This window comes from Paraburkholderia sp. SECH2 (assembly GCF_030464795.1).
Classification (GTDB): domain Bacteria; phylum Pseudomonadota; class Gammaproteobacteria; order Burkholderiales; family Burkholderiaceae; genus Paraburkholderia; species Paraburkholderia aspalathi.
Genome location: NZ_JALPRH010000013.1, coordinates 182,263 through 198,674, shown reverse-complemented (window position 1 = coordinate 198,674; position 16,412 = coordinate 182,263). Strand labels below are relative to the sequence as shown.

Genomic DNA, 16,412 nt, shown 5'->3' with positions numbered 1-16,412 from the left:
CCTCAGGCCTTTGCAAGCGCGAGCTTGCTGTAGTCGTGGCCGAGGTGCGCGCACAGCGCTTCCACCACCAGCTCATGATCGGCGCGTTGCGGCAAACCGGACACCGTGATCGAGCCGATCACACCGGCGCCCGCCACCGTCAACGGAAACGCGCCGCCGTGGGACGCATATTCCGTGACCGGCAAACCGTGCTTGTCGGCGAGCGTGCTGCCCGCCTGTTGCATCTTCAAACCGATCGCGTACGAGCTGCGGCGGAAATGCGCGACCGTGTTGCCCTTGCGACGCGCCCAGTCGACGTTGTCCGGCGTCGCGCCTTCGAGCAAGCTGAAGAACAGCGGTTGACCGAATGTGCGCACGTCGATAGCCGCTGCAATGCCGCGTGCTTTCGCGACTTCGTGCAGATAGGCGCCGATCTGCCATGCACGGTCGGTATCGAATTGCGGGAACACCAGCGCTTGTTCCTGAGCGGCAATCACCTGTAGATCGTGAGCGATATCCATGGAGTTCTGAACAAGGTAAGAAGTGAAGCGCAGGCCGTTGCACATGCATCCCGGCGCGCGAAGAGAACCTGGATTCTAGCGCAGCGCGCTACGCGGGCCTTCCGGCATACGACGCTGGCAATTCATGCCGCGACTTTGGAGGCTGCTGCGCTTTGGCGTTCCGCTTTAAGGTCCACACCCCAGCGATGCGTATTGAAGTCGCTCCTTAACTAGCTATTGCGTTGGTCTCCGCTTTGTTCTATAATCTTTTCTTCGACGGACGCGGGGTGGAGCAGTCTGGCAGCTCGTCGGGCTCATAACCCGAAGGTCGTAGGTTCAAATCCTACCCCCGCAACCAAGTAGCACTAAATTGGTTCGAAGACGTCGAAAAAACTTCAAAGGCTTGCCCAACCGGCAGGCCTTTTTTGTTTTCTGCCTCCTGCTTTCCGCTTCGAGATTGCGCGTGCTCACACGCCCGCTCGTGCTTTGCACTCGTTGATCCGGACTCCAAACATATCCGCATTTTTCCTCTGCGGTATTCGCAATACCGTCGCGTCGACGGGGCGCCTGATCAGCGAAATCTCCTCACTCCGCACCGACTGGCAGACACCGCCATGGCCCGCTGCTGACAAAGCGCGCCCCAGTGATAAACTCCCATCACCCTTTCTCGTCCCCTTCCTATGAAATTCTGTTCTGTCTGCGGCCACGGCGTCAGCCTGAGCATTCCGCCGGGTGACAACCGCGAGCGCTTCGTGTGTGGAAGTTGCGGCACGGTGCATTATCAGAATCCGCGCAACGTGGTCGGCACCGTCCCGGTCTGGGACGACAAAGTGCTGCTGTGCCGTCGCGCAATCGAACCGCGCTACGGCTACTGGACGCTGCCGGCAGGCTTCATGGAAATGGGTGAAACCACCGCCGAAGCGGCTTCGCGCGAAACGCTGGAAGAAGCCGGCGCGCGCGTCGAGGTGCAGAGCCTGTTCTCGCTGCTGAACGTGCCGCACGTGCATCAGGTGCATCTGTTCTATATGGCGCGCCTGCTCGACCTCGACATCGAAGCCGGCGAGGAAAGCCTCGAAGTCAAACTCTTCGAGGAACACGAGATTCCGTGGGACGAGATCGCCTTCCCCACCGTCGGCCAGACCTTGCGCTTCTTTTTCGCCGACCGTGCGGCCGGTAGTTACGGCCTGCACACGGGCGACATCTTCCGCTCGCTGCGCGAAGGTTGAGCGGCGCGCATGGTTCCCTGGCTCGGACCTGACGATCCGTTTCCCTCCGTCGAGCGCGCGCTCGGCGCGGCAAGCGGCGCACCCGGCCTGCTCGCCGCCAGCGGCGACCTGCTGCCGTCGCGGCTGATCGACGCCTATCGGCGCGGCATCTTCCCATGGTATTCGGACGGTCAGCCGGTCTTGTGGTGGAGTCCCGATCCGCGCATGATCCTGCGCCCTGCCGAGTTCAAACTCTCGCCGTCGCTGCGTAAAACGCTCAAGCGCGTGCTGCGCGAGGACGCGTGGGAAATCCGCGTCGACCATGATTTTGCCGCCGTGATGCGCGCCTGTGCGCAGGCGCCGCGGCGCGGCCAGCGCGGCACGTGGATCACCGCGGACGTGGTCGAAGCGTATTCGTCGCTGCACCGGGTCGGCGATGCGCACAGCATCGAGACCTGGTTCGAAGGCAAGCGTGTAGGCGGTTTATACGGGGTGTCGTTCGGCCGGATGTTCTTCGGCGAATCGATGTTCGCCGAGGTCACCGATGCGTCGAAAATGGCGCTGGCCGCGCTTGTCGGACACTTGCGCTGTCACGAAATAGAAATGATAGACTGCCAGCAGAACACGTCGCATCTGGCGTCGCTGGGCGGTCGCGAGATAGCGCGCAAAGCGTTCATCGCGCATGTTCGCGCGTCTGTCGACGCACCGCCGATTCCCTGGCGTTTCGACAAGACCGTCTTGCGCGATGTCGTCGCGCCGGCGGCGTAGGAAGAATCAGGCCGAATCCGGATCCGTCGCCTACCGAGCCGCGGGTCACGAGCCGCGGGTTTCAAACCGCAAGGCGCCGGGTTTGCAATACCAGAGACGCTTCGACGAGAGCTGCCAACGTGACTCATCCCAACGAGCTGCCTCTTTCTCCGCTTTCCGCGCTGCAATTTTATGCAACGGCGCCCTATCCCTGCAGTTATCTGGATGGACGCATTGCGCGTTCGCAAGTCGCCACGCCCAGTCACCTGATCAACTCCGACGTCTATACCGATCTCGTCAAAGCTGGCTTCCGTCGTTCGGGCGTGTTCACTTACCGCCCGTATTGCGATGGCTGCCGTGCCTGCGTGCCGGTGCGCGTGCCAGTCGATCATTTCGAGGCGAACCGCACGCAACGCCGGGTCTGGAAGAAGCACGGCGAGCTGATCGCAACGGTCGCCCCGCTGCACTACGACGAAGAACACTACGCGCTCTATATGCGCTATCAGTCGGCACGGCATGCCGGCGGCGGCATGGACCGCGACAGCCGCGACCAGTACGAACAGTTCCTGCTGCAGAGCCGGATCAACTCGAGGCTAGTGGAATTCCGCGAGCCGCTGCCGGACCATCCGTCAGCGCCGGGCATTCTGCGCATGATCAGCATGATCGACATCCTCGGCGACGGGCTCTCGTCGGTGTACACGTTCTTCGAGCCGGGTCTGCCGCACACCAGCTTCGGCACCTACAACATCTATTGGCAGATCGAGCAGGCGCGGAGCCTCAAGCTGCCCTACGTCTACCTCGGCTACTGGATTCGCGAGAGTCCGAAGATGGCCTACAAGGCGAATTTCCGGCCGCTCGAAGGTTTGATCGATGGTGTCTGGAAGGTGCTCGATCCAGCCAGCATCGATCTGCCGCCGGTCGATCTGGCGATTCAGGGCAGGCGCGGGCCGCTGCGGCCTTAACCTGGCAATAACGTAGCCATAACGTGCACAACCTGGCCACGTCAGTCCCTCCCCGTTAGTCTCATTAACGCCCTAAAGCCGGTAAAATGGCGGGTTCCCATTTTCCGGCCGCCCGGCTTCGTCCCGTGTTCAGTTCCCTCTACCCGCTCGTACGCGCCCAACTCTTTCGCATGGACGCGGAAGACGCTCACCACCTGACTTTGCGTGCGCTCGGCGCCGCGGGCCGCACCGGCCTCGCAAGCGCGCTCGCGCCACGCGTGCCGGATTCGCCACGCACCGTAATGGGGCTGACGTTCAAGAACCCGGTCGGACTTGCCGCGGGTCTCGACAAGGACGGCGCGTGCATCGACGGTCTGGCGGCGCTCGGCTTCGGCTTCATCGAAGTGGGCACGGTTACGCCGCGCGCCCAGCCGGGTAATCCGCGCCCACGCATGTTCCGCCTGCCCGAAGCGAATGCCGTGATCAACCGGATGGGCTTCAACAACGCGGGTGTCGACCAGTTCGTCAAGAACGTGCAGGCCGCGCGCTATCGCGGCATTCTCGGGCTGAACATCGGCAAGAACGCCGACACGCCGATCGAGCGCGCCGCCGAAGACTATCTGTACTGCCTCGAACGCGTTTACCCGTTCGCGAGCTACGTGACGGTCAACATCTCGTCGCCGAATACGAAGAATCTGCGCCAGCTGCAAGGCGCGGGCGAACTCGACGCGCTGCTCGCCGCGCTCAAGGACAAGCAGCAGCGTCTCGCCGACATGCACGGCAAGCTGGTGCCGCTCGCCCTGAAAATCGCACCGGACCTCGACGACGAACAGATCAAGTCGATCGCCGATACGCTGTTGCGCCACAAGTTCGAAGGCGTGATCGCCACCAACACCACGCTGTCGCGCACCGCCGTCACCGGCATGCAATACGGCGACGAAGCCGGCGGTCTGTCGGGCAAGCCCGTGTTCGACGCGTCGAACGACGTGATCCGCAAGCTGCGCGCCGAAGTCGGCGAAACGGTGCCGATCATCGGCGTGGGCGGGATTTTCTCGGGCGAAGATGCGCGCGCCAAGCTCGCGGCAGGCGCTTCGCTGGTGCAGCTCTATACCGGCTTCATCTACCGCGGACCCGCGCTGGTGGCCGAATGCGCGCAGGCGCTGCGCTAAGCCGCCCCAATCCGCCCAAGCCGCGCCCGCAATATAGACATAAACAAACGGTATTTAGGTTTCGATAGTCTGCTTTGTTATGCTTTCGTCTGTTAAAACGCCAGACGAACAAAAAGGAACTCGATGAAATTTGGCTTGCTGAAAAAGATGCTCGTCGCCGGCCTGATCGGCGCGTCGTTCACTGCGCTCACCGCCCACGCGGACGACCTGCTTGACCAGGTTAAACAGCGCGGCACGCTGCGCATCGGCCTGGAAGGCACCTTCCCGCCGTTCAATTCGAAAGCGCCGTCGGGCGAACTGGTCGGCTATGACGTCGACATCGCCAAGGCCGTTGCCGCCAAGCTTGGCGTGAAGCCGGAATTCGTCACGACCGAGTGGAGCGGCATCATCGCCGGTCTGCAGGCAAACAAGTTCGACGTGATCGTCAACCAGGTCGGCATTACGGACGCACGCAAGCAGGCACTCGACTTCTCACCGGCGTACACGTATTCGGCCGCACAACTGATCCAGCGTAAAGACGACACGCGCCAGTTCAAATCGCTCGACGATCTGAAGGGCAAGAAGCTCGGCGTCGGTCTGGGCACGAACTACATGGACATGGCGAAGTCGGTGCCGGGCATCGACGTGAAGACGTATCCGGGCGCACCCGAATACCTGCGCGATCTGGCCTCCGGCCGTCTGGATGCGGCGCTGAACGACCGCCTGATGCTCGCGTATCTGATGAAGAACTCGCAACTGCCGCTGCGCACGGGCGCAACGGTCGGCGCGGGCAACCCGTCGGGCATCCCGTTCAGAAAGGGCAACCCGAAATTCGCCAAGGCGATCGACGACGCGATGACCCAGCTCGAAGCCGACGGCACGTTCTCGAAGATTTCGGACAAATGGTTCGGCATCGACGTCAGCAAGCCGATCAAGTAACGCACGCTGGATGAAACGAAGGGCGGCATCGTCAACGATGCCGCCCTTCGCTTTTGTCTATCATGTGCGCCCATGCGTACTCTGCGCGCCAACCTTACCCACCGCTCATGTCCACCACTTCCCTGCTCGTCCAATCGCTTCCTGTGCTCGCACAGGGCGCCGTCCTGACGGTCAAGTTCGCGGTTCTGTCGATGATCTTCGGCCTGATTGCCGGCGCCGTGCTCGCGGTGATGGGCGTCAGCCACAACCGCGCGCTGAACTGGATCGCGCGTGTGTATGTCAGCGTGTTCCGCGGTACGCCGCTGCTGGTACAGATCTTCGTGATCTATTACGGCTTGCCGAGTCTCGGTATTTCGCTCGACCCCACGCCCGCGGGCGTGATTGCGTTGTCGGCGAACGTGGCGGCGTATCTGTCGGAGAGCATGCGCGGCGCGATTCTCGGCATTCCCAACGGCCAATGGCTGGCCGCCTATAGCCTCGGGCTCTCGCGCCGCCAGACGCTGCGCTACGTGATCGCGCCGCAGGCCTTGCGCATCGCCGTGCCGAGTCTGTCGAACAGTTTGATCAGCCTGATCAAGGATACGTCGCTGGTGTCGGTGATTACCGTGACCGAGTTGCTGCGCAGCGCGCAGGAGATCATCGCGTCGACTTATCAGCCGCTGCCGCTGTACCTCGCGGCCGCCGCGGTCTACTGGGTGCTGTGCCAGGTGCTCGAGTGGGTGCAGCACTGGTACGAAAAGCGCCTGGCGCTGCCGTCACGTCACTGAAGTGAACTGGACCCAGCTGAACCCGTAACGCCGCCGCGCGGCCTACCGGCTGGCGGCTAGCGACGCCGCATCCAGCGGTGCGCCGAAGCGCTCGAAGCGCGGTTTGTAGTAGTGGTCCGGGTCGAGCGAATACGCGACATGACGCGTGCGGCCCATCAGTTCCTTGCGCGGAAAGAAGCCAAAGTAACGCGAGTCGGCGCTGTTGTCGCGATTGTCGCCGAGCATCAGATACTCGCCTTGCGGCACGACCACCGGGCCGAACGAATTGCGCGGACTCGGCGCGTCAGGCGCGAGCCGCACCGTGTGCGTCACGCCGTCGAAGCGTTCGGTCAGATAGTCGCCGGGAGATGTCGCATCGCCCGGCAGCGGCTTGAGTTTGAGCGGCTGATAATCAGCCCGCACACCGTTCACGTACAACACGTTGTCGCGCATCGCGACGCTGTCGCCGGGCAAGCCGATCAGACGCTTGACGATCAACTCATGCGCAGCCGAAGAATCGATCGTGACGATGTCGCCGCGCTGCGGATCGTGCAGATGCGCGATCGTGATGTGCGTGAGCGGCACGCGCAGATCGTAGGCCATCTTGTCGACGAAAATCCGGTCGCCTTCGCGAATCGTCGGCAACATCGAGCCGCTCGGCACGACGTTCCAGTCGGCCACGGCGCTGCGAAACAGCACCATCAGGAATAGAAAGGCGACGAGGCTCTTGTTGTCGCGCCACAGTTTTCCAAGCATGCGCATCGCAGGCGGCTCCAGTGGAAGGTGATCGAAAGCTGTGGGTACGCGGCCCTTTTTTGTCGAGTCCACGTGCCCGCGCAAATCGTACCACCGCCGCGGAAAGCAACGCAGCGACGGACTCTCACTCCCCGGCGAACTTGAGCCCCAACGCGGCGCGCGCCGCATCGGCCATTTCGATCATCTGCAGCGACTTGCTGTGCGGCATCAGCGGGCTCTCAATCTGCCCCGCCCGAATCAGTTCGCAGAAATGCGCGGTCTCGTAGTTCAGACCGCCGCCTTCGAACGGCTCGTCGAGCTCGACCACACGACCGTCGCCGTAGCGGATCGTCGCACGCGACGGATTCCACCAGGGTTCATGAATCGTGACATGGCCGCTCGTGGCCATCAGCAACGCGTCGCCCTTGCCGTGCAGATCGAGTCCGCAGAACAACTGGGAGATACCGCGTTCATGCTGGCTGTTCAGGCTCGCGAACATATCGACGCCGGTCGAGCCGAGCCGCCCGAGCGTCTGCACCTCACGCGGGGCACCGAGCCAGTCGACCGCGAGAAACATCTCGTAGACGCCGATATCGAGCAGCGCGCCGCCCGCATGCTCGAACGACAGCGACGGATGATCGTCCGGCACGCCCGGCACCGAACAGCCGGCGCGCACGAGACCCACCTCGCCGATCGGTTCGACATCCAGATGCGCGCGCAACTTTCTGTAGAGCGGATAAAACGGCGGCTTCATGGCTTCCATGAAAAGCCGTTGCTCGGCGCGCGCGACCTCGAGCACACGCTCGAGTTGCGGCTTGTTGATGGTGGCGGGTTTTTCGCACAGCACGTGCAGACCGGCTTTAAGCGCGGCGATCGCGTAATCGGCGTGACTGTCCTGGACGGTGGCGATATAAAGCGCGTCGATACCGCTCGCGAGCAGCGCGTCGAAACTCGCGCACACGTCGCCGCCGAATTCCGCGGCGAAGGCCATGGCCGGTTCGGCGCGGCGTGACCACAGCGCGCTCAGCGACGCCTGCGGCACATGAGTGAGCCCTTGAGCGAAGCGACGGGCAATGCGGCCCGTCCCGACGATCCCCCAGCGAATCGTGCCGCCCGCGGGGGTTTCCTGCGTTGCAATTGTCATCGTTCCTTCGAGTCCGTGCAGTTCAGAACAGGCGCTATTGTGACGCAAGCCACGCGCGCATGCGCGGGCATGCTGTCGCGCCGTTCGTTATGCAAGGTCCCCTCGCAGGAAGGCACCTCCGTCGCCGCCGTAGCGGCCGTGCTCAGCGCACCGGGGGTTCCGACGTAAAGCTGCTGCCGATCTCTTCCGCGGTGTAGTCGATCATCGCCAACGAGGCGATTTCGGCTTCCTTCGGATCGCGCCGTTCGATCGCTTCGACCACACGCTGATGCGTGCTCACGGCCTTCTCCCACATCCCGTCCTTCTGATTGACGATCGGGTTGACGGTCGACAGCGCGCCGCGAATGATGGCCGCCATCTGCTTGAAGAACTGATTGCCGCTCGCCACCACGATGCGCGCATGGAACAGCTCGTCGGCGGCCTGATAGCCGGACTCGCCCGGCCGGATCGCGCGGAACGCGTCGAAGGCCTCGCGAATCGCCGCGATGTCGGCCGCACTACCCCGCGCGGCCGCCTGCGCCGAGGCGCGCGGTTCGATCAGGATGCGGAACTCGATCACGTCGCGCAAAAACAGCGGATCGGGCTTCGCGCGAAAACGCCAGTTCACGACGTCCTCGTCGATCATTCGCCAATCGCTCATCGGCCGGATGCGCGTGCCGATCTTAGGCCGCACGTCCAGCATGTCGCGCGCGAGCAGCATCGACAGCGCCTCGCGCATGACGGTGCGGCTGACGTCGAACTCCTTGGACAGCACATCCTGCGGTGGCAGGATGGCGCCATACTTCTCTTCCACGATGCCGGTCACGAGTCCATCCATGACCTTGCTGACCAGCGATCGATCCTTGTTTGCCTGTTCCATTTTGATACTCTCCCCGAAGCGGTGTTTGCCCCCGCGTAGCCTGTTGATCAAGCAGCCCTCATGTGTCGTTTTATGTAGGTGTAATTGTTCTTTTACGATACGTTGCTAGCTTCGAAACGGTTGCGCCAGTTGGGAAACGTCCTGAGAGGGTTATCCCTCTGAAGAATTGTTTCGTTCATGTAACGCCGCATGTTTTGACGGGCCAAAAGCTTGCGTATCAAGCGTGCCTGCGTTGCAAAATTTGCATAGTGCGAAGACGCACGTAGTGAATCGATTTGTCTGATCCGCAACACGAGGTGGGGAATGGGCCGGCGGCCAACCGGCGCGCCAGCCGACTTCTGTGGGTTACTAGCTGGAAATGCCCGGGCCTGCTTTGCCGGTCTCCTGGCCGCGGCCATACTGATCATCGAAACGCACGATGTCGTCCTCGCCGAGATAGCCGCCTGATTGCACCTCGATGATTTCCAGCGGCGTCTTGCCCGGATTCTCGAGCCGGTGCGTGACGCCGAGCGGAATATAGGTCGATTGATTCTCCGACAGCAGAAAGGATTCCTCGCCGCGCGTGACACGCGCCGTGCCGCGCACCACCACCCAGTGCTCGGCGCGATGAAAGTGCATCTGCAATGAGAGCCGGCCACCCGGTTGCACCACAATGCGCTTCACCTGAAAGCGTTCGCCGCGGTCGATCGAATCATAAAAGCCCCAGGGCCGCTGGACCTTGCGGTGCTCATGGACTTCCGCACCATGCTCCGCTTTCAGACGGCCGACAATTGCGCGCACCTCCTGCACGCGTTCCTTTGCGGCGACCAGCACCGCATCGGCCGTTTCAACCACCACGACGCCTGTCACGCCAACGCATGCGACCAGTCGGCCGTCCGAATGCGCAAAGCTGTCGGTCGAGCCTTCGAACACCACCCGGCCGCGGCCGACGTTGCCATCGGAGTCCTTCTCGGACAACTGCCAGACCGCATCCCATGCACCGACGTCGGACCAGCCGGCGACCAGGGGCACGACTACACCGGTCAGCCGCATGTCAGAACCAAGATGCTCCATCACTGCGTAATCGATCGAATCGGAGGGACATGCATCGAAAGCAGCGCGATCAAGATGAAGTGCGCCGGCGCCGTCAAGCGACGCCCGCGCAAACGACTCCGCACATGTCGAGGCGATCAAGGGACAGCAACGCGCGATCGCAGCTAGCCACACCGAAGCACGCACAATGAAAATGCCGCTGTTCCACCAGTACTCGCCGCTGGCGACATATCGCTCGGCCAGTTCTCGATCCGGTTTCTCGACGAAGCCATCGATCGCACGCGCCCCCTGCCGCCCGACCGGCACACCGGTGCGGATGTAGCCGTAGCCCCTTTCCGGCCGCTCGGGCGGCACGCCGAGTGTCACAATCGCGCCCTGCGCGGCATGAAACACAGCCTGCGCGAGAGCAGCGACGAACGCGGCGTTATCAGCAATCATGTGGTCGGCCGGCATCACGATGAGCACGGGGTCCGGGCCGTCCGGCATATCGGCTTGCGCGGCGAGCGCGGCGAGCGCGGCGAGCGTCAGCGCGGGCGCGGTATTACGCGGCGAAGGTTCAAGCAGGAGGCGAGGCCCACCGTCGCACCGCTCGAGCCGTTCGACGGTCGCGAGGCGCAGTTCGGCGCCGCACACGACAATGGGCGCCGCCCGCTCGAAACGCGGTGCAGCGTGCGTGTTGGGCTCCCGCGCAAACAGACGGTCTAGCCGATGCACTGTCGATTCGAGCAGCGACTCGTCACCGAACAGGCTGATCAGTTGTTTGGGGCTTTGCTCGCGCGACAGCGGCCATAGCCGCGTGCCCGAGCCACCCGCGAGAATCACCGGCTGGACGGTGCAATACGCCAGCGCCTCGTGTGCCAGCGCCTGCTGCGTGACCGGCAATGCAAAATCGTTCATTCAAATCTCTCCCAATGCAGAAGACTCCGGGCCCCTCGCAACGAGGATTGAACCCGGCACAGCAAGCATTACATGTTGATTGGAGCATGCATCAGCGGCCTATATCTGTTCGCACCCCAACACTGCCACGCTGGCGTGCCAAGCGTTCATCGACTGGAACGCCCTGAAGGATTTTTGACGCAACTTTCACTCATCCATGGATTACGCTCAGACATTGAAATTAATCAATATTCCTAACTGACTGAACAGGCCGTGAACGGGTGGTATCCAGACGGCACGCCGGATGCGAGCCAACCCAGCGAAGTTACAGTTTCTCGAACGTACAAACGTCCGGCAATATGCCACGCTGGCGCCGCCCGCAGGCCAGCGGCGCACGATCGCTACGCGCCCTGCATGTCAAACCGACGGATAGCACTCCGTAGTCGAGGAACGGCCCTTCTACCTTGCGAAAGCCGAACTGTTCGTAGAAGGCACACAGGCTGACTGGTGCATTCACTCGTACAACGGTTCCCGGCCAGCGCTCCGCCGTCGCCCGTAGAACCCGCTCGATCAACACCTCAGCCGTGCCGTCGCCGCGCCTCGCCGGACTTGTCAGCACCTTATCAAGCACCACCTGCGGGTACTCTGTATCGCCAGGCCGGACCCGTGCGTATGCAATGATGGGCATCGGGCGAGATATATCTTCGGCCGCAAAAATATGGAGTGCGCATTCGTCGCGCCCATCGGCATCGAGACACAAATGTGACTGTTCGATAACGAATACCGCGCTACGTGCACGCATGATCAGATACAACTCACGTACCGTGCACTGTTCGAATTCGAGCGTTTTCCAGTTGATCACGATTTCCCCAGCGATTCGACAGAAGCTGGCCGTTGCCATGCACGCAAGGTACGCCGGCCAACCTGTCAAACTCGGTGCGCAAGCGCACCGTCGCGAGCGCAACGTGAGCTCGTATGCCAGAGCAACAGAGTTGATCAAGGTTGCATCGGCAACCCGCACGATCGGCCTCACGCCGCGCAGTAAACAGTGCATCAGCGCCACCGACTGTCTCAGACAGTTCTTCGACTTGACCTACGCATGCTGCTTCGGCCCGCGCACGCATGGCGTCACAATTGCGACACTTCGCGATCCAGCCAACGCACGGACCTGGTCGCAAGCGTTCCGTCTGCAGAATCAAGGCCCTATTGAACGCCACCACACCCGCCTCACGGCGACGCTCGGAGCGACCGCTGGCGGCTGGCGGCTGGCAACTAATCGCCGAAGCAACGCGCGTTATGTGTCCGGGAACGATCCCACGGGCGCCGTTTAAAGCGGACGATACAGAAGCCGCACCCGAACGCGAGGTGGGCGGAATCAATACTGACGCACCGTTTTTCCACCGCTGACGCTATCCGCTGGACCGCCCAACTGGCCCGGAACGCGCATAAAACCTCGCTCTATACGTTTCTTTCCGGCCACCCCGAAAAGGTTGCGTCGACATCGAATAGCTCGCCAAAAATCGCTTCCGTGCGTCAGCCCACTCAACCCGTGGAACACATCTGAATCATTTCTGAACCATCCTGGACGACCGGGCTTGATGCCCGTCCAGCTAGCGTCCAGGCGTTGATTCGCGCCGCGCCGCCACCTGTCTGACACGTGCTATCCCAATCCGATCAATGACTTGGGCCAGGAAAATACCTCCGGCGAGGAACCGGGCAGGCGGGGGCCTGGTGCAGAACTGAAACAAAAACGCATATTTTGCAGCGCGACACGTCATTGTTTGCTTCGCTGCGCCGCACCAGTGCTCGATTCCGACCTCACTGGCACAATCCTCGCTAAATGAGAAGCGCAACACGAGCGCCAGCGTACACAACCCAAAACAACGTCGGCGCACAAAGGCCATACGGGGCCCGCACTGCGTATCCATAGCCGCTCGCCAGGCGGCAGCACGACACGGACGCAGCGACGGGTAGAAAATCAGGGGGCTGCCTCACGCGGCTCCGCGCGAGGACCAATCATGCTCACACTTCAATCCGATCTGCACGGCAATCATTTGCTTGGCGCACTGCCCTCCTACGAGTGGCAAGCAATGGCCCCTCATCTCGAACTCGTTCATCTGCGCACTGAGCAACTCCTGTGCGACTCCGGGCAACGTATCCATCACGTCTATTTTCCGACCACCGCGATCATCTCGATGTTGTCGACAATGGAAGACGGTAGCTCGGTCGAAATTGCTGCGGTTGGACGAGAAGGTATGACAGGCGTTCCGGTATTGACGGGTGGCGAAACCATGCCTAACCGCGTGCAGGTGCAAAGTGCCGGTTTCGCTTACCGTATGACAGCGCAAGCGCTCCGCCAGCATTTCACACGCTCCGACCTGGTGCGCCGTCTGATGATGCTCTACATGCATGCGCTGTTGACCCAGGTGGCACAGACAGCCGCGTGCAATCGCCATCATTCGCTGAACAAGCAGTTGTGCCGCTGGCTGCTGATCGAGATCGATCGCGTCGCCTCAAACGAGTTGACCGTCACGCAGCAATTGATCGCGGATATGCTTGGCGTACGCCGTGAGGGCATCACCGAAGCAGCGGGCAAGCTGCATGACGAAGGCCTGATTCATCACAGCCGCGGCCATATCAAAGTGCTCGACCGCAAGGCGCTGGAATCGCGCGCATGCGAATGTTATGGGCTCGTGAAGCGCGAGTTCGACCGGCTGCTGCCGCGCCTGCAACAAGCCGAGACGGCGAGCTAGGCGGTAAAGTTCGTCTTTCGTCAGGCGCCGCAGCGAAGCCGACATCATGCCTGTCGAATATTGACTTCAATATCCTTGCTTCGCAGGGGGACGCCCCTGTCCCCGGACGCAGCCATCAGGCGAGTACCCGTTGCAGGAATGAACGTGTGACTGCCTACTGGCCGCGTTCATAGGGTTCGCGCTAGCGTTCCACCAGGGATCTCGGCCATTGTTGGCCGATTTCCACGACCGCAGCGAGTCCAGCCCGCGAACCTGTAGCGTCCTGTTTCGGGTAGCCGGGAGCGTCCGTTGCCGCCATCGCAGGCAGCGCAGTTTGCGTCGTATTCACCCGTCCAAATCCTGCAACACCCCTTTGACCTCCGTTAGCCGGAAGTACGCGGTCCAGCCCCGTAGCACCGGATTCAGCGTTGCGATCGCGTCGCCGCGCCTCACGGCAGCGGTCACGACCTCGGAATCTGAATTTTCCGCCTCACCTGTTTTATTAAATTCACACCACCCCTTCCGATAACCAAACGCACAAACGACAACATCCACCCCTTGCTCGGAATTCTTATCTCCCTCAATATTATTCTTCCGACGATATTAAGCCTTAAGACAATACTCAGGTTCTTGTAAATCAGAACATTAAACACCAATGAAGAAACATGCCCATTTGACATAAATTTATTATATTTTTCAAAAAACGCCAGACTTGGCTCACAATTAGTCGCTCCCGATATTCTATTCGCACCCCCACTCAAAGAATACTCCACCAGAGGATCGTGCAAATATATGAATACGCAGCCAGCCATTTCAGCGTTAATGGCAAAATCCCAATCTTGATGACGACGCAAAGATGCATCGAAGCTAATTAACGGATATTGATGACGCCACATCATGATAGAAGAAGTTTGAATATACCCTCCCTCCAATAAAATGAAATCAAGCATCGATTGACCATGATATGGAGACCGGTTGCCCACCGTGCGCCGGTTTCCGTCGGTTAGCATCACGTTACTGAACAACACCTTCGCTTCATTCTCGGGAGGCTTGGGGCCGAACGCCGCGATGCATCGTTCAAGCTTGTTCGGAAGCCATCGGTCATCCGCGTCTACAAAAGCAATCAGATCACCGGTAGCTTCCTCAATGCCTCTGTTTCGACACCACGCCGCCCCACGATTCACGGTCTCGCGAATCAAACGCAATGCAATCTCATCTCCACAATGACTCGGCAACTCGAACTGCAACCCCGATGCATCATCTATAACAATAATTTCTCGCGGAACAACTGTCTGGCTAGATATTGATTCTATAGCCACCCAAAGCAAATCAGGGCTATTGTAGTGCGGAATTATCACACTAACACCATAGACATCATCACAATCACGCCCCATCCCACACCTCGAATCTAAATTTCGAAAAAATCCTCACACAAATAAAAAATATCCGGTTTCACCTGGCAGGCAGATTAATTACACTTGCCATTCCAATATTTTACGAATTACAAAATAAATACTGTCAAATCGCTTTCCAGTACTGAGTTTCGACCCCGTTCTTCTCGAACAACATGGTGCTGACATAGTTCAATGCCGGATTAAGCCCTCGTGTGCGAGTGCATCGACCAGCTCATCATCTGCCTGCTGAACAGGTCGATGGCGACGACCAGGTACGTCAAGAATGAAGTGCTCTTAGGGAAAGCCAGCGTTCGGTCGCCGCCACGCAGGTGATGTAGCCCGTCTATCGCGATGAAGTTGCGCGCCAGCAGATTCGGCGCGACCGGCAAGCCATGATTCGAGTTCGTTGTCGCAACGTACTTGCGCTCGTTCGAGCGACGCAAGCCGTGCAGCGCCGTCGCGGCAACTGGCGGCGCGATACGCTGTGACGAATCGTAAAACGGTCTCCCCGCAACGTTCCGTGGGTTGCCCAACAATCCCGCGTAAATTGCGATCGACGGGTCGCGGTTGAAGACTGATCAACATCAGGGGGCACGCCGCCCGCTGATGTTGATCCTGTAGAATCAGGAAGCCCCAGCGCCAGTCGAATCCAGGCTCTCAATGTCCTCTTCTCTCCTTACACCGCCCTCTGCGCAAGAAGTGCATGTCTGGCAGTGGGATCTCGATGTCTGCAGTGGTGATGTTGACCAGTACTGGGAAATGCTATCGGCGCAAGAGCGCGAGCGCGCCGACAAATTCCGCTTCGAACGGCATCGCCGTCGCTTCGTGGCAGGACGCGGCGAACTCAGGCGGCTCCTCAGCCGCTATCTCGGGCTATCACCGCGGGAGATCGCCCTAGCTTATGGTTCGGACGGCAAACCTTTCTGCACGAGCCAGCCTCCTGGGTGGAGGATCTGCTTCAACCTCAGTCACAGCGAGAACGCAGCAGCTCTCGCAATCTCGAGCGGTTTCGAGGTCGGCATCGACGTAGAACAACTCCGCCCAATCGAGGAGAGTATGCCGCTCGACGTATTCTCCACCCGGGAGCGCGCGGAGTTCACCGCGTTGCCCGATACAGAACGGCAAAATGTCTTCTTTGAAAGCTGGGCGCGCAAAGAGGCCTGCTTGAAAGCTCTCGGCACCGGCTTTATCCTGCCACCGGCCCATTTCGAGTTCGATCTTTCCATCCGTGGCGACACGACGCCTCGCTTCGTCGGCGGCGAGGCGGAGGAAGCGACGCATTGGCGCATTTGCACCCTGTCATCCAGTCCGACTTGCGCAGGAGCGGTAGCGGCCCGACGCACGGACTGGTCGATTGTCGAAATGAATTGACGGACGGCATCTTCGTCAGAGAAACGGCCCGCCCTGCGAAGGCGCCTCAATAACCTGCACTGGC

Annotated in this window: 18 protein-coding genes and 1 tRNA gene; 10 read left to right on the top strand and 9 right to left on the bottom strand. The window is 60.7% G+C overall.

From position 1 onward, the window contains the following. Positions 1 to 2 precede the first annotated feature (2 nt). A complete protein-coding gene (locus M0D66_RS21955) occupies positions 3 to 500 on the bottom strand; it encodes a heme-degrading domain-containing protein (protein WP_200620431.1) in 498 nt (165 codons plus the stop codon). Between the two features lie 260 nt (positions 501 to 760). On the opposite strand from M0D66_RS21955, the gene M0D66_RS21950 reads away from it, so the two are divergent. From M0D66_RS21950 to M0D66_RS21920, 7 genes are all read left to right on the top strand, one after another. Continuing rightward, positions 761 to 837, top strand: a tRNA-Met gene (locus tag M0D66_RS21950). A 322-nt stretch (positions 838 to 1,159) separates the two neighbouring features. Then, a complete protein-coding gene (locus M0D66_RS21945; protein ID WP_093632565.1) occupies positions 1,160 to 1,705 on the top strand; it encodes an NUDIX hydrolase in 546 nt (181 codons plus the stop codon). Positions 1,706 to 1,714: 9 nt separating this feature from the next. Next, positions 1,715 to 2,452, top strand: coding sequence for a leucyl/phenylalanyl-tRNA--protein transferase (gene aat, locus M0D66_RS21940; RefSeq protein WP_054034598.1), 738 nt, complete (start codon positions 1,715 to 1,717; stop codon positions 2,450 to 2,452). 119 nt (positions 2,453 to 2,571) lie between these two features. Then, complete coding sequence (locus M0D66_RS21935; protein WP_200653635.1) at positions 2,572 to 3,393, top strand: arginyltransferase; 822 nt, start codon at positions 2,572 to 2,574, stop codon at positions 3,391 to 3,393. Between the two features lie 86 nt (positions 3,394 to 3,479). Beyond that, positions 3,480 to 4,541, top strand: coding sequence for a quinone-dependent dihydroorotate dehydrogenase (locus M0D66_RS21930; RefSeq protein ID WP_266211576.1), 1,062 nt, complete (start codon positions 3,480 to 3,482; stop codon positions 4,539 to 4,541). A gap of 123 nt (positions 4,542 to 4,664) precedes the next feature. Beyond that, positions 4,665 to 5,459, top strand: a complete 795-nt coding sequence (locus M0D66_RS21925) for a cystine ABC transporter substrate-binding protein (RefSeq protein WP_054034599.1) — start codon at positions 4,665 to 4,667, stop codon at positions 5,457 to 5,459. 107 nt (positions 5,460 to 5,566) lie between these two features. Then, entirely contained in the window at positions 5,567 to 6,226 is a 660-nt protein-coding gene (locus M0D66_RS21920; RefSeq protein WP_054034600.1) for an amino acid ABC transporter permease, read from the top strand. Positions 6,227 to 6,268: 42 nt separating this feature from the next. On the opposite strand, the gene lepB is transcribed toward M0D66_RS21920, so the two are convergent. From lepB to M0D66_RS21895, 5 genes are all read right to left on the bottom strand, one after another. Continuing rightward, a complete protein-coding gene (lepB, locus tag M0D66_RS21915; RefSeq protein WP_200620430.1) occupies positions 6,269 to 6,967 on the bottom strand; it encodes a signal peptidase I in 699 nt (232 codons plus the stop codon). Between the two features lie 118 nt (positions 6,968 to 7,085). Next, entirely contained in the window at positions 7,086 to 8,084 is a 999-nt protein-coding gene (locus M0D66_RS21910) for a Gfo/Idh/MocA family protein (protein ID WP_266211575.1), read from the bottom strand. A 142-nt stretch (positions 8,085 to 8,226) separates the two neighbouring features. Continuing rightward, positions 8,227 to 8,943, bottom strand: coding sequence for a FadR/GntR family transcriptional regulator (locus M0D66_RS21905; protein WP_093632559.1), 717 nt, complete (start codon positions 8,941 to 8,943; stop codon positions 8,227 to 8,229). A gap of 348 nt (positions 8,944 to 9,291) precedes the next feature. Further along, positions 9,292 to 10,872 carry a mannose-1-phosphate guanylyltransferase/mannose-6-phosphate isomerase gene (locus M0D66_RS21900; RefSeq protein WP_266211574.1) on the bottom strand — a complete coding sequence of 527 codons (1,581 nt, stop codon included), beginning with the start codon at positions 10,870 to 10,872 and terminating at the stop codon, positions 9,292 to 9,294. Between the two features lie 304 nt (positions 10,873 to 11,176). Next, positions 11,177 to 11,710: a GNAT family N-acetyltransferase gene (locus tag M0D66_RS21895; protein WP_200620444.1), complete on the bottom strand. Its 534-nt coding sequence runs from the start codon at positions 11,708 to 11,710 to the stop codon at positions 11,177 to 11,179. On the opposite strand from M0D66_RS21895, the gene M0D66_RS21890 reads away from it, so the two are divergent. Beyond that, complete coding sequence (locus tag M0D66_RS21890) at positions 11,706 to 12,182, top strand: hypothetical protein (protein ID WP_266211573.1); 477 nt, start codon at positions 11,706 to 11,708, stop codon at positions 12,180 to 12,182. The two genes, M0D66_RS21895 and M0D66_RS21890, sit on opposite strands and share 5 nt — an antisense overlap. Before the next feature lie 687 nt (positions 12,183 to 12,869). Further along, on the top strand, positions 12,870 to 13,604 hold the full coding sequence (locus M0D66_RS21885) for a Crp/Fnr family transcriptional regulator (RefSeq protein ID WP_200620428.1): 735 nt from the start codon (positions 12,870 to 12,872) through the stop codon (positions 13,602 to 13,604). Between the two features lie 324 nt (positions 13,605 to 13,928). Here the strand turns inward: M0D66_RS21885 and M0D66_RS21880 are convergent, their stop codons facing one another. The 3 genes from M0D66_RS21880 to M0D66_RS21870 all read right to left on the bottom strand — a co-directional run bounded on the left by M0D66_RS21880 (position 13,929) and on the right by M0D66_RS21870 (position 15,420). Further along, positions 13,929 to 14,036, bottom strand: coding sequence for a group II intron maturase-specific domain-containing protein (locus M0D66_RS21880; RefSeq protein ID WP_266211586.1), 108 nt, complete (start codon positions 14,034 to 14,036; stop codon positions 13,929 to 13,931). A gap of 8 nt (positions 14,037 to 14,044) precedes the next feature. Beyond that, on the bottom strand, positions 14,045 to 14,941 hold the full coding sequence (locus tag M0D66_RS21875; protein ID WP_301772952.1) for a glycosyltransferase: 897 nt from the start codon (positions 14,939 to 14,941) through the stop codon (positions 14,045 to 14,047). A 236-nt stretch (positions 14,942 to 15,177) separates the two neighbouring features. Further along, positions 15,178 to 15,420: a hypothetical protein gene (locus tag M0D66_RS21870; protein ID WP_200620425.1), complete on the bottom strand. Its 243-nt coding sequence runs from the start codon at positions 15,418 to 15,420 to the stop codon at positions 15,178 to 15,180. 217 nt (positions 15,421 to 15,637) lie between these two features. On the opposite strand from M0D66_RS21870, the gene M0D66_RS21865 reads away from it, so the two are divergent. Continuing rightward, positions 15,638 to 16,348 (top strand): 4'-phosphopantetheinyl transferase superfamily protein, encoded by a 711-nt coding sequence (locus tag M0D66_RS21865; RefSeq protein ID WP_266211571.1) that lies wholly within the window; start codon positions 15,638 to 15,640, stop codon positions 16,346 to 16,348. The last annotated feature ends 64 nt before the right edge of the window (positions 16,349 to 16,412 follow it).

What these genes read in the sequence shown, in the direction of transcription:
- M0D66_RS21930 (WP_266211576.1), top strand. Translation starts at nt 3,480, where the DNA reads ATGGCGGGTTCCCATTTTCCGGCCGCCCGGCTTCGTCCCGTGTTCAGT.
- M0D66_RS21925 (WP_054034599.1), top strand. Translation starts at nt 4,665, where the DNA reads ATGAAATTTGGCTTGCTGAAAAAGATGCTCGTCGCCGGCCTGATCGGC.
- lepB (WP_200620430.1), bottom strand. Translation starts at nt 6,967, where the DNA reads ATGCGCATGCTTGGAAAACTGTGGCGCGACAACAAGAGCCTCGTCGCC.
- M0D66_RS21910 (WP_266211575.1), bottom strand. Translation starts at nt 8,084, where the DNA reads ATGACAATTGCAACGCAGGAAACCCCCGCGGGCGGCACGATTCGCTGG.
- M0D66_RS21885 (WP_200620428.1), top strand. Translation starts at nt 12,870, where the DNA reads ATGCTCACACTTCAATCCGATCTGCACGGCAATCATTTGCTTGGCGCA.
- M0D66_RS21955 (WP_200620431.1), bottom strand. Translation starts at nt 500, where the DNA reads ATGGATATCGCTCACGATCTACAGGTGATTGCCGCTCAGGAACAAGCG.
- M0D66_RS21945 (WP_093632565.1), top strand. Translation starts at nt 1,160, where the DNA reads ATGAAATTCTGTTCTGTCTGCGGCCACGGCGTCAGCCTGAGCATTCCG.
- aat (WP_054034598.1), top strand. Translation starts at nt 1,715, where the DNA reads ATGGTTCCCTGGCTCGGACCTGACGATCCGTTTCCCTCCGTCGAGCGC.
- M0D66_RS21900 (WP_266211574.1), bottom strand. Translation starts at nt 10,872, where the DNA reads ATGAACGATTTTGCATTGCCGGTCACGCAGCAGGCGCTGGCACACGAG.
- M0D66_RS21920 (WP_054034600.1), top strand. Translation starts at nt 5,567, where the DNA reads ATGTCCACCACTTCCCTGCTCGTCCAATCGCTTCCTGTGCTCGCACAG.
- M0D66_RS21865 (WP_266211571.1), top strand. Translation starts at nt 15,638, where the DNA reads ATGTCCTCTTCTCTCCTTACACCGCCCTCTGCGCAAGAAGTGCATGTC.
- M0D66_RS21905 (WP_093632559.1), bottom strand. Translation starts at nt 8,943, where the DNA reads ATGGAACAGGCAAACAAGGATCGATCGCTGGTCAGCAAGGTCATGGAT.